The 11833-nt window shown below is 61.0% G+C and carries 9 protein-coding genes; 7 read left to right on the top strand and 2 right to left on the bottom strand.

The window, feature by feature from the left end:
- Positions 1–291 precede the first annotated feature (291 nt).
- Positions 292–1860 carry a threonine/serine ThrE exporter family protein gene (locus tag ACQRAQ_RS01640; RefSeq protein ID WP_427793588.1) on the top strand — a complete coding sequence of 523 codons (1569 nt, stop codon included), beginning with the start codon at positions 292–294 and terminating at the stop codon, positions 1858–1860.
- A gap of 102 nt (positions 1861–1962) precedes the next feature.
- Here the strand turns inward: ACQRAQ_RS01640 and ACQRAQ_RS01635 are convergent, their stop codons facing one another.
- Entirely contained in the window at positions 1963–2244 is a 282-nt protein-coding gene (locus tag ACQRAQ_RS01635; protein WP_427727022.1) for a hypothetical protein, read from the bottom strand.
- A 491-nt stretch (positions 2245–2735) separates the two neighbouring features.
- Between ACQRAQ_RS01635 and ACQRAQ_RS01630 the strand changes: the two genes are divergently transcribed.
- Complete coding sequence (locus ACQRAQ_RS01630) at positions 2736–5378, top strand: ATP-dependent Clp protease ATP-binding subunit (protein WP_427747689.1); 2643 nt, start codon at positions 2736–2738, stop codon at positions 5376–5378.
- 324 nt (positions 5379–5702) lie between these two features.
- A complete protein-coding gene (locus ACQRAQ_RS01625) occupies positions 5703–7160 on the top strand; it encodes an aminoacyl-histidine dipeptidase (RefSeq protein ID WP_427793587.1) in 1458 nt (485 codons plus the stop codon).
- Positions 7161–7240: 80 nt separating this feature from the next.
- Here the strand turns inward: ACQRAQ_RS01625 and ACQRAQ_RS01620 are convergent, their stop codons facing one another.
- Entirely contained in the window at positions 7241–7825 is a 585-nt protein-coding gene (locus tag ACQRAQ_RS01620; protein WP_427793585.1) for a manganese efflux pump MntP family protein, read from the bottom strand.
- Between the two features lie 248 nt (positions 7826–8073).
- Between ACQRAQ_RS01620 and disA the strand changes: the two genes are divergently transcribed.
- The 4 genes from disA to cysS are packed head-to-tail and all read left to right on the top strand — an operon-like array spanning position 8074 to position 11796.
- Positions 8074–9114 carry a DNA integrity scanning diadenylate cyclase DisA gene (disA, locus tag ACQRAQ_RS01615; protein ID WP_370450554.1) on the top strand — a complete coding sequence of 347 codons (1041 nt, stop codon included), beginning with the start codon at positions 8074–8076 and terminating at the stop codon, positions 9112–9114.
- Positions 9114–9842 (top strand): 2-C-methyl-D-erythritol 4-phosphate cytidylyltransferase, encoded by a 729-nt coding sequence (ispD, locus tag ACQRAQ_RS01610; RefSeq protein WP_427793583.1) that lies wholly within the window; start codon positions 9114–9116, stop codon positions 9840–9842. The genes disA and ispD overlap by 1 nt, the downstream gene beginning before the upstream one ends.
- The gene (gene ispF / locus ACQRAQ_RS01605) at positions 9832–10326 is read left to right on the top strand and encodes a 2-C-methyl-D-erythritol 2,4-cyclodiphosphate synthase (protein ID WP_006234975.1); all 495 of its coding nucleotides are present in this window, start codon (positions 9832–9834) and stop codon (positions 10324–10326) included. The genes ispD and ispF overlap by 11 nt, the downstream gene beginning before the upstream one ends.
- Before the next feature lie 3 nt (positions 10327–10329).
- Entirely contained in the window at positions 10330–11796 is a 1467-nt protein-coding gene (gene cysS / locus ACQRAQ_RS01600; RefSeq protein WP_427793581.1) for a cysteine--tRNA ligase, read from the top strand.
- Positions 11797–11833 lie beyond the last annotated feature (37 nt).

Raw genomic sequence — 11833 nt, 5'->3', positions numbered from 1 at the left:
GGCGGACCAGCCGACGCTGCGCGCCGCCCAGGGCGACAATTTGTCATTCAAAAGGCAAGGCATGACCAGAAGGTCTATGCCTTGCCTTTTTCATGCCAACTTGTTCGCCCTGGACGTCGCTCGCTGTCGTTGCCAAAACATCGGCGTTGCCGGAGTAGTCGTTGGGGACGTTCTTAAACGACTACCCAACGGCTATTGTGCACATGTCTCGCATGACAGTTGTCTCTTTTATGTTTCCTTTAGCTGTCGCTGTCTAGGATGGGGGTTAGTCGGCAGGAAGGGAGCGCCTATATGGACGATGCGAGCGAGCGCGCAATCGAAGAGGACATGCTCGATCAGTTCAATTACTTTGATGATGAGGACGAGGAGCTGATCGACCGTCGCGAGCCAGCGCCGCTTGATTCCTTTGATCTGGTCGCTGAAGAGGCTGATGAGGTTGAGGACGAATCAACGGAGTCCCCACAGTCTTCGCGCCTTAACTCGCTGCTTTCGAGAGCCCCCATGCACCACGGCGTTCGTGCCGGCGCGCTCCATATGAAAACTGACTGGCACCAGATCGTGACGGCAGGCGATGAACTTGCCGTCGATGCGCCGCTCACCGATAAATCATCCATCGTCTGCCGCACCGGTATGCTTATGCTCGCGAGTGGAACGGGTGCCTGGCGCGTACGCGATACCATGAATCGAGTCGCCGCCGTACTCGGTGTCACCATCCATGTTGACTTAAGTCTCCTGTCGTTTGAGTGTACTTGCATCGAAGATGGCCACTGCTTTAACGAGGTCGTCAGTCTGCCGACAACCGGCGTCAACACCCATCGCATTTGGATGATGGAGAGCTTCCTCAAGGAAATCGAGACCTATGGTCGTCGCTTCACGGTGCACGAGTACCACGAGATGCTCAAGACCGTTGAGAGTTCAAAACCTGATTACGCGCCCTGGCAACAGGGCCTTGCGGCAGCCTGCGCCTGTGGCGCCTTTGTCTTTTTACTTGGTGGCGGTCCCATTGAGATGGCATGCGCGTTCGTGGGCGCGGGTGTCGGCAACTTTGCCCGCTCCCATATTCTCAAGCAAGGCCTTGGTCAGTTCAGCGCTTTGACGCTCGGTGTCGCACTGGCCTGTATCTCATATTTGCTGGCATTGCTCGGCCTCGCCCAGGTTGTTCCGGGTGCAATGTCGCACCAAGAAGGCTATATCGGCGCCATGCTCTTTGTGATTCCTGGCTTTCCGCTCATTACGGCAGGTCTCGACATCGCTAAGCTCGACATGCGAAGCGGTATCGAGCGTCTTTCGTATGCTGTGTCGATTATTGTGATGGCGACCCTCGTAGGTTGGATGGTTGCCGAGTGTGTGGGACTGGCGCCGGACGACTTTGCCCCACTGGGCCTTTCGCCGCTTACCCTTACGCTCCTGCGCGTGGTGATGAGCTTCGTTGGCGTATTCGGCTTCTCGGTGATGTTCAACAGCCCGGTAAAGATGGCCGCGGCAGCTGGGTTGATCGGCGCCGTGTCCAATACCCTGCGTCTGACCCTTGTCGATGCGCCGACGATGATTCCCTTCCTGGGCCTCAGCACGGGAATGCCTCCCGAGGCAGCAGCGTTTATCGGCGCGCTGGTATCGGGTCTGCTGGCAAGTTTGGCCGAAGTCAAGCTCACCTACCCGCGCATCGCCCTCACGGTGCCTTCGATTGTCATTATGGTGCCCGGTCTGTATCTCTATCGCTCTATGTATTACATGTGCACCTTCGACACAGTCAATATGCTCGGCTGGTTTGTGCGCGCAGTGCTCATCGTAGCGTTTCTGCCCGTTGGGCTGGGTGTGGCGCGTACGCTCACCGACCCTCGCTGGCGCTACACCAGCTAATTGGTACAAGGGGGACAGGTTACTTTGCACCAAATGAGTTGCGGTGAAATAGGGACTGAATTGCTGCTTAAAGGGTCAAAACAGTCCGTATTCCACTGCAACTTATGGGGTCGGGGGATTATCGGTGCCCTGCATCTTCATAAACTCAACGCTTACGAAGCGCGCGCCGTTCGTGTTAGGGTAGTTCCACCACATAAGTAGTCGCAGACGCACGTACCACGGGCGGGCGAGATGAAGTCCCAGTAGCTCCATCTCGCCCGCCCGTTTTTGTTGTGCACCGCGGCGTAACACAGAAAGGATTTTGCCCTTTATGCCTATCAATAAACGAGAGAGCTTGCTGTTTACTTTTATCATGTGCTTTTGCATGGTGCTCTGGATGAGCATCTACAACGTTGCCCTGCAGCATGGGGCCATCAACGGCGAGGTCATTGCCGACGCGTGGCTCGGCTTCCCCGTTGCCTATATTTTTGCCATGTGCTGCGACTGGTTTGTTGCCAGTCCCCTTGCCAAGGGTTTCGCTTTTAAATTCCTGGTCACGCCGGGGTTGCTCGCTTTGTCTTCCGACGCGCCTTCCCCATGGGAACCGTCTTTGAAGAGCAGCATATGGAGCTCGTGCGCATGCCGGGCGCTTCCGTTGCCGATGTCGTCGATGACGTTGCCGAGAGCATGGACGCCGAGCCCGCCTGCTAGGCAAGAGCCTCTAATCTAGAGCGCCCGCCGCACCCGGCGATTCCTTTTTTGTAGACGTTGTCGTATGGCTGCACGCGGAAAAGGCCACAGCGGTTAACATATACTCCATATGGGTAAAGAGACCAAAGCGCCGCCACGAGTGGCGCTTTGCGTTTGAAAAACTAGCTCGTCTAAGAGGAACTAGCATGTTGGACCGTTTTACCGATCGCGCGCGCAAGGTCATGTCCATGGCCAAGCAGGAGGCGCTCGATCTTCACTCAAATAAGGTGGGTACCGAGCATCTGCTGCTCGCGCTCGCCAAGGAGGACGAGGGCATTGCCGCCGAGGCACTGCGCTCACTCGATATCTCCTACGATGACATCATGGACACGCTCAAGGAGGTCCAGACCACCGTTCCCGAGCCCAGCGAGGAGACCGAGGCCGCTAAGCTCGCCTTTACGCCGCTCGTCATCAGCGTGATGGAGCGTTCCTTCCGCGTGGCGCGCGAGAACAACCAGACCTATGTGTCGACCGAGCACCTGCTCATCGGTATCGTCGAAGAGGGCAACGGCATGGCCATGGACATTCTCATGCGCCTGGGTGTTTCGTCCGCTTCCATTAAAAAAGCCATCGAGAAGCTTACCGCCAAGGATCAAGACAAGAAGCGCCCGCTCGCCGGTGCCGGTGCCGGGCGTCCCGGTACAGGCCTGCCGTTCTTTAGCGGCTCGGACGCCTCGCAGCAAAAGGGGAGCGGCACCGACACGCTCAAGCAGTTCGCCACCAACCTTACGCAGAAGGCGCGCGACGGCGAGCTCGACCCGGTGATCGGTCGCGAAAAGGAAGTCCAGCGCATGATGGAGATCCTTTCGCGCCGCACCAAGAACAACCCGCTTATCTTGGGTGACCCCGGCGTGGGCAAGACGGCCATCGTCGAGGGCTTGGCGCAGCAGATCGCTGCCGGCAACGTGCCCGAGAACCTTATGAACCAGAACATCTGGACGCTCGACTTGCCGGGTCTTGTCGCGGGCGCCAAGTATCGCGGTGAGTTTGAGGAGCGTCTCAAGAACGTGATCCAGGAGGCAACCGAAGCCGACGACGTCATCCTGTTTATCGACGAGATGCACACCATCATCGGTGCCGGTTCTGCCGAGGGATCCATCGATGCAAGCTCCATGCTCAAGCCCGTGCTCGCGCGCGGCGCTTTCCAGATCATCGGTGCCACCACGGCCGAGGAGTTCCGCAAGTACCTCACCAAGGACCCGGCCTTCGAGCGCCGCTTCCAGACCATCGATGTTGAGGAGCCAAGCGTCGAGGACACGGTCAAGATCCTGACCGCGCTCAAGCCACGCTACGAGGAGCACCACCACGTGCGCTATACGCAGGGTGCCATCGAGGCTGCCGCGAACCTCTCCAACCGCTACATCCAGGATCGCTTCCTGCCCGATAAGGCCATCGACCTCATCGACGAGGCCGGCGCCCGCGCCCGCATTGCCGCCAACCGTGCGCCTGAGCCGGTGCGCGAGGCCGAGCATCGCGTGGAGGAGCTCAAGGCTGCCGCGCAGGAGGCCACCGAGGGCGACGACATGAACAAGGCCGCCGAGATTACCGAGCAGCAGAAGGCTGCCGAGATTGAGCTCGCCGAGGCCAAGGCAGCTTGGACGGCCGAGCTCGACGCCAGCCCGCTCACCATCGATGTCGCCCAGGTTGCCGACATCGTGTCCGTGACCTCGGGCGTGCCGGTGTCTTCGCTCACCGAGAGCGAAAGCCGTCGTCTGTTGCAGACCGAAAGCGTGCTCAAGACCCGCATTATCGGCCAGGATGAAGCTGTCGAGGCCGTGGCCAAGGCAGTGCGCCGCAGCCGCTCGCCGCTCAAGGACCCGCGTCGTCCCGGCGGCAGCTTCATCTTCTTGGGTCCTACCGGCACAGGCAAGACCGAGCTCGCCAAGACGCTCGCCGAGTATCTCTTTGGCAGCAAGGACGCGCTCATCAGCTTCGATATGTCGGAGTTTGGCAGCGAGTTCGAGGTCTCCAAGCTTATCGGTAGCCCCCCGGGCTACGTGGGCCACGACGAGGGCGGTCAGCTCACCAAGGCCGTTCGCCGTCACCCGTACTCGGTCGTGCTGTTCGACGAGATCGAGAAGGCGCACCCCGATATCTTCAACATCTTGCTGCAGGTGCTTGAGGAGGGTCGCCTGACCGATAGCCAGGGCAAGACGGTCGATTTCCGCAACACCGTGATCATCATGACGTCCAACGTGGGCGCCCGCGAGATTGCGCAGGATGCGAGCGTTGGCTTTGGCACCACCGGTGAGCAGGGTCTTACCTCGAGCGAGATTAAGGGCCGTGCGATGGGCGAACTCAAGCGCCTGTTCCGCCCCGAGCTGCTCAACCGTATCGATGACATCGTGGTGTTTCAGAAGCTTTCGGGCGAGAACTTGACCAAGATCGCTCACCTGCTGGTGGACGACCTGCGCCAGCGCCTGATTGCCAACGGCATGAACATCAAACTCACCGATGCGGCCTACGACAAGATCGTAGCCGAGGGTACCGACCTCACCAACGGCGCACGTCCGCTGCGCCGCGCCATCCAAAAGCTCATCGAGGATCCGCTGTCCGAGGAGCTGCTGGCCGGCGAGTGGGGCAGCGGCGATACCGTCCTGTGCGACGTGGCCGACGGCAAGTTCGTCTTTAGCCACGGTACGGGCGAGATCCCGGCGCCGCGTCCGGCAGGTGCGCTTGGGGGCGATACCGCTCCGGCAGCGCCGCACACCGGAAACGCCGCGCCTGTGAGCAGTGGCGTAAGCTCGGGCCCCGGCGGCATGATGCAAGCCGGTTCCGGCGCGCTGTAGGGCGTAACAAAACCTTGTGTCCACGAGGGCGTTCCAAAGGAGCGCCCTTTTTTCTGTTGGAAAGGCCCCTCGTTCAATGTAAATCTCATTAAACATACCAACGGCGTATGCATAAGCGTTGGTCAAGCGTTGAGGTTGGTTGAAGGGTCCAACGTCCCTTCGGCGCGGTCCGTCTACCTGCTTTATCTTAATAAAGTGGCGTTTCCCCGCCGTTAGCCGATGATGCGAAAGCGCTCGGCGTTTTCGACTGGTTTATGCAAACGAAGTCTGGGAATATACAAGGCGCATGTCTTATTGTCTAACCAGTTGCGCCAAGGAGGCACCATGGACTACAAGATCACCGGCTATGAGCCCGCCCAGCTGTTCCATTTCTTTGAGGAGGTCAGCGCGATCCCCCGTGGGTCTGGCAACGAGAAGGGCGTCAGCGATTTCCTGGTTGCGTTTGCCAAAGAGCGCGGCCTCGATGTGTATCAGGACGAGGTCTACAACGTCATCATTCGCAAGCCCGCATCTGCCGGTGCCGAGAATGCCCCGACCGTAATGCTGCAGGGCCACATCGATATGGTGTGCGACAAATTGGGCTCCGTTGAGCACGACTTTACGACCGATGGTATCGACCTGCTCGTCAAGGACGGCGTTCTCACCGCTAACGGCACCACGCTGGGCGCCGACAACGGTATCGCCGTCGCTCTGATGCTCACTGTTCTCGATGACGATTCGATCGTTCACCCCGCCCTCGAGTGCGTATTCACCACCGACGAGGAGACTGGCCTGGTCGGCGCCGAGACACTCGACAAGTCCCAGATTAGCGCCCGCACCATGATCAACCTTGACTCCGAGGAAGAGGGCGTTGCCACCGTCAGCTGCGCCGGCGGCGTCGTCGTTACCTACACCTGCCCGATCGCGCGCGAGCACAAAATCGGTAGCACCCTCACGTTCGACATCTCCGGCCTGCTGGGCGGTCACTCCGGAAGCGATATCCACCTAGAGCGCGGCAACGGCAACCTCATCATGGCCCGCATCATCGACCGCCTGATGGTTGCCGGCGAGCCCGCCATCGTTAGCTTTAACGGCGGCACCAAGGACAACGCCATCAACCGTGAGTGCAAGGCTGTTCTGGTCTACGCCGACCACGCTGCCGCCGAGGCCGCGGCCCAGATCGCAAAGGGCATTATCGCCGACGTCACTGCCGAGCTCGAGGTCTTCGACCCCGGCTTTACCTGCACTGTCGAGATTGCCGACGACGCCGAGGTCGAGGCCATGGACGAGAAGTCCGCGCTTGCCCTCATCCGCGCCCTGCGTCTTGCCCCCAACGGCGTGATCCGCCGCAACGTTGCTACCGACGGCTCCGTCGAGGTTTCCTCCAACATCGGTGTGGTTGCCACTTCTGACGACGAGGTCAAGATCATGCTGTCCCCGCGCTCCTCGATCACCTCGCTGCAGAACGAGTTCAAGGACCGCCTGCAGACGCTGGCCGATGTCCTGGGCTTCGACGCCAAGTTTGAGTTCGAGTATCCCGGCTGGAGCTATGCCGAGCATTCGCCGGTCCGCGACGTCTTTGTCGAGAGCTATCGCGAGCTCTTTGGCTCCGAGCTGCGCATCGAGTCCATTCACGCCGGCCTTGAGTGCGGCCTGTTTGCCGAGGCCCTGCACGGCCTGGACGCCATCGCCGTGGGCCCGACGCTCTCCGATGTCCACACCCCGGACGAGAGCATGGAGCTCGCTTCTGCCGAGCGCTTCTACGAGCTGCTCATCGACGTCCTCAAGCGCCTTGCCGCATAAAGGTCGCCTTGGTTAAGCTGCTCTAAAACGGTTGGCTATGAAAACGGCCGCCTGGCGCAATGCCGGGCGGCCGTTATTCGTTACAGTGCGAGGATCCCAAGGTGCTCAAGTAGGATCTTAAGCCCGATGAGGACGAGTACGACGCCACCCACGATGGTGGCGGGTTTTTCGTAGCGCGCGCCAAAGGTGTGGCCGATCGCTACGCCGGCGACGGAGAAGATAAACGTTGTGACGCCGATAAGTGATACAGAGGGCACGATATCGACCGAGAGCGCGGCAAACGAGATGCCCACGGCGAGCGCGTCAATCGAGGTGGCGATGGCAAGGATTAGGTACTCGCCCAGGTCGATCTTTTCGGCATCTTTGCCGTCGCCTTCGTCCTCATCCTCGTCTTCGGTAAAGGTTTCCCACAGCATCTTGCCGCCGATAAAGGCCAAAAGGATAAAGGCGATCCAATGGTCTATGGGACCGATGATGCCCATGAACTGGCTGCCGAGTGCCCAACCGATTACGGGCATGCCGGCCTGAAAGCCGCCAAAGAACAGGCCGAGCACAACGGCGACTTTAAGGTTGATCTTTTTCATGCCGAGACCCTTGCAGATGGAAACGGCAAAGGCGTCCATCGAAAGGCCAACGGCGAGCAACACGAGCTCTGCGAGTCCCATAGTCTGGCTCCCTCTCTCCGGGCGAACCCGATTACACGACCACTCCCTCATTTATATGAGACCCGATGCTACCACATGAGCAGCCAAAAGAGCCCCGTCCCAAATGAGCTACCTAAGCGGTGTTCGCTCATTCTGTAAGCATCGGAATTTGCGGGCGTCACAGGGGCAAACCGTGAGAAACTTATTGACGTTTATGGAGCGTATACGATGGGAGCGATGCCTTGGATAAGAACGAGCTGCAAAAGCGTATGGAACAGGCCATCCGCCTGACGGCACCTGGTCAGCCGATCCGCACCGCCCTTGACATGATCATCGCCGGTCACCTGGGCGCGCTTATCTGCGTCGGCGACACCGAAAACGTGCTCGCTGCCGGTAACGACGGCTTCCCGCTCAACATTTCGTTTACCTCGAACCGCCTGTTCGAGCTTTCCAAGATGGACGGCGCCATCGTCATCGACGGCGACCTTACCCAGATCCTGCGCGCCAATTTCCACCTCAATCCCGATCCCTCGCTCGCCACGAGCGAGACGGGCATGCGTCACCGTACTGCCGCTCGCATGTCGGTGCTCACCGACGCCATCGTGATCTCGGTCTCGGCCCGTCGTGCCGTCGTCAACGTGTATGTGCACGGCAAGAGCTATGAGATTCAGCCCGTCACCACCATCATGAGCTCGGTCAACCAGCTCGTCGCTACGCTTCAGACCACCCGTCAGTCGCTCGACCGCTCCCTGCTGCGTCTGACGGCCCTCGAGCTGGACGACTACGTCACGCTCGCCGACATCACCGGCATTTTCTCGAGTTTCGAGATCATGCAGCAGGCAAAGACCGAGCTTAAGGATTGCATTGTCAAGCTGGGCAACCAGGGCAAGCTCGTGCAGATGCAGCTCGAGCAGCTCGCCGGCTCCAGCATGGATACCGAGTACGACTTGATGATTCGCGACTACGCAAGCGATTCCTCCGAGGCAAACGCCGAGAAGATCCGTGCCGAGCTTAGCCGTATGACGCCCAAGGACTTGTCCGACCCGCAGCATGTGGCGGCGGTTCTGGGTTACGACGACCTGGACGAGGACTCCGTCATGACGCCGCTGGGCCTGCGTACGCTTTCGCGCGTGTCCGTCGTGCGCGACGGCGTGGCCGAGAAGATCGTCGACGAGTATGGCTCGCTGCAGGAGCTCATGGACGACATCAGCAAGGATCCGGAGCGCCTGGGCGACTTTGGCGTTAACAACCCTGCCATTCTTGCGGACTCCCTGTACCGCATGAAGGGCACCAAACAGGGGAACGCATAATGGCGCCCGTATGCGCCGTGGTCGTTGCCGGTGGCAGCGGCCAGCGCTTTGGTAATCCCGGTGGCAAGCAGCTCGTCAATGTAGCGGGCCGTCCGCTTATGAGCTGGTCCATCCGCGCGTTTGACCGTAGCGATAAGGTCGGCCATATCGTCGTGGTTTGCCCTGCCGAGCGTCGTGCCGAGATGCGCCGCCTGGCCATCAGCCCGTATTCGTATAACACGCCCATCAGCTTCGCCGATGCCGGCGATACCCGCCAGGACTCCACTCGTGCCGGCGTGCATGCGGTGCCGGCAGGCTTTGAATACGTCGCCATTCACGATGGAGCTCGTCCGCTTATTACTACCGAGGTCATCGATCACGCTATCGACGTGCTCGTGAGTGACCGCTCGCTCGACGGTGTCGTGTGTGGCCAGCCCGCGATCGACACGCTCAAGATCGTCGATGGGGACAACATCGTCGAGACGCCGCCACGCGAACTCTATTGGGCCGCGCAGACGCCGCAGATCTTTAGTGTCGACGCCATGAAACGCGCCCATGCCGCGGCGATTGCCGAGGGCTTTATCGGTACGGACGATTCGTCACTGGTCGAGCGCATGGGTGGGAGCGTCCGCTGCGTCCAGAGCCCGCGCGACAACCTTAAGGTGACGGTGCCCGAGGACTTGCGTCCCGTAACCGCGATTTTGCTCGGTCGCATGGCCGAGGGAGAGGACCTTCCCCATGTTCAGTAACCTGCGCATTGGCCACGGCTACGACGTCCACCGTTTGGTGGAGGGGCGTCGATGTATCATCGGCGGGGTCGACATTCCCTACGAGCGCGGCCTGCTGGGCCACTCGGATGCCGATGTGCTCGCGCACGCGCTGGCCGACGCTATTCTGGGCGCCTGCCGCGGGGGAGACATTGGCAAGCTGTTCCCCGACACCGACCCCGCCTACGAGGGTGCCGACTCGATGGTGTTGCTTGCCCGCGTAATGGACTATGCGCGCGAGCTGGGCTTTGAGTTTGTCGATGCCGACTGCACCATTGCCTGCCAACAGCCTAAGATCACCCCGCACCGCGATGCCATGCGTGCCAACTTGGCCCATGCCCTGGGCGTTGACGTCGAAAACGTGGGCGTCGCCGCCACCACGACCGAAAAGCTCGGTTGGGAAGGTCAAGGCGAGGGAATTGGCGCCTGGGCCGTCTGCCTGCTACAGAAAACCGTTAAGGAGTAACGAATGCGTATCTACAACAGCGCTACCCATAAAAAGGAAGAGTTCCAGCCCATCGAGCCCGGCAAGGTCCGCATGTACGTGTGCGGCCCCACCGTCTACGACAACATCCACATCGGCAACGCCCGCACCTTCATCAGCTTCGACGTGATCCGCCGCTGGCTTATCGCGAGCGGCTACGAGGTCACGTTCGCCCAGAACCTCACCGACGTGGATGACAAGATCATCAACCGCGCAAACGAGCAGGGCCGCACGGCCGAGGAGGTCGCCACCGAGTTCTCCGATAAGTTCATCGGCGTCATGCGCGCCGCCAACGTGCTCGACCCGGATGTGCGCCCCCGCGCCACCAAGGAGATCGGCGCCATGATCGGCATGATCAAGACGCTCATCGAGGGCGGCCATGCCTATGCGGCCGACAACGGCGACGTGTACTTCTCCGTGCGCAGCGACCCCAATTACGGCGAGGTCTCCGGCCGCAACATCGACGACCTCATGGTGGGCGCCCGCATCGAGGAGAACGAGGACAAGCGCGACCCGCTGGACTTCGCCCTGTGGAAGGCCGCCAAGCCCGGTGAGCCCTCTTGGAAGAGCCCATGGGGCGAGGGTCGTCCCGGCTGGCACACCGAGTGCGCCGCCATGGTCCACCGCTACCTGGGCACCCCCATCGATATCCACGGCGGCGGCTCCGACCTCGCCTTCCCGCACCACGAGAACGAGTGCGCCCAGGCAACCTGCGCTTGGCACGAGGGCTTCTCCAACACCTGGATGCACACGGGCATGCTGCTCGTGGACGGTGAGAAGATGAGCAAGAGCCTGGGCAACTTCTTTACCCTGGCAGAGGTGCTCGAGAGGCACTCCGCCGCCGCGCTGCGCCTGCTCATGCTGCAGACTCACTACCGCAGCCCGCTCGACTTCTCCTGGGAGCGCCTCGAGGGCGCCGAGAACTCGCTTGCGCGTATCGCCGGCACGTGCCGCAATCTCAAGTGGGCGGCCGATCATGCGGAAGGCGAGCCGAATGCCGAGCTCGCCGATGCGCTGACCGCCGCCATGGAAAAGGCCGCCGCCGACTACGAGGCCTGCATGGACGACGACTTCAACACGGCCGGCGCCGTGGCCGCGTACTTCCAGCTGGTGACCGAGGCGAACAAGTACCTCGAGCAGGCCGCGGGCGCCGTGGACGAGGATGCCGCCCGCGCATGCGCCGCCGTGATCGCCGGCTCGTTCGCGCAGCTGGGCGTGGAGCTCCCCGTGATCGAGGAGTCCCTGCCCGCCGAGCTCGTCGCCGTTGCCGCCGAGCTCGTGGGCTTCGATGGCGATGGCGTCGACGCCGCCGCTGAGGCCATTCTGGCGGCCCGCGCCGAGGCCCGTGCCGCCAAGGATTGGGGCCGCGCCGACGCCATCCGCGATCGCCTGAAGGAGCTCGGTCTTGCCATCGAGGACACCTCCACCGGTTCCCGCCTCACCTCAATTTAGGGACAGACCCTAAATTGAGGTTCGCGCCGCGTCCGAC

Source organism: Collinsella sp. SGI.178, from assembly GCF_050313495.1.
Taxonomy (GTDB): domain Bacteria; phylum Actinomycetota; class Coriobacteriia; order Coriobacteriales; family Coriobacteriaceae; genus Collinsella.
This window is presented reverse-complemented; position numbering and strand designations above follow the sequence as displayed.

Bases quoted from the DNA above. Each gene is read 5' to 3' on its own strand.
- disA (WP_370450554.1), top strand. From the start codon at position 8,074: ATGGAACAGGCCATCCGCCTGACGGCACCTGGTCAGCCGATCCGCACC.
- ACQRAQ_RS01620 (WP_427793585.1), bottom strand. From the start codon at position 7,825: ATGGGACTCGCAGAGCTCGTGTTGCTCGCCGTTGGCCTTTCGATGGAC.
- cysS (WP_427793581.1), top strand. From the start codon at position 10,330: ATGCGTATCTACAACAGCGCTACCCATAAAAAGGAAGAGTTCCAGCCC.
- ispD (WP_427793583.1), top strand. From the start codon at position 9,114: ATGGCGCCCGTATGCGCCGTGGTCGTTGCCGGTGGCAGCGGCCAGCGC.
- ispF (WP_006234975.1), top strand. From the start codon at position 9,832: ATGTTCAGTAACCTGCGCATTGGCCACGGCTACGACGTCCACCGTTTG.
- ACQRAQ_RS01635 (WP_427727022.1), bottom strand. From the start codon at position 2,244: ATGCTCATCCAGAGCACCATGCAAAAGCACATGATAAAAGTAAACAGC.
- ACQRAQ_RS01625 (WP_427793587.1), top strand. From the start codon at position 5,703: ATGGACTACAAGATCACCGGCTATGAGCCCGCCCAGCTGTTCCATTTC.
- ACQRAQ_RS01640 (WP_427793588.1), top strand. From the start codon at position 292: ATGGACGATGCGAGCGAGCGCGCAATCGAAGAGGACATGCTCGATCAG.
- ACQRAQ_RS01630 (WP_427747689.1), top strand. From the start codon at position 2,736: ATGTTGGACCGTTTTACCGATCGCGCGCGCAAGGTCATGTCCATGGCC.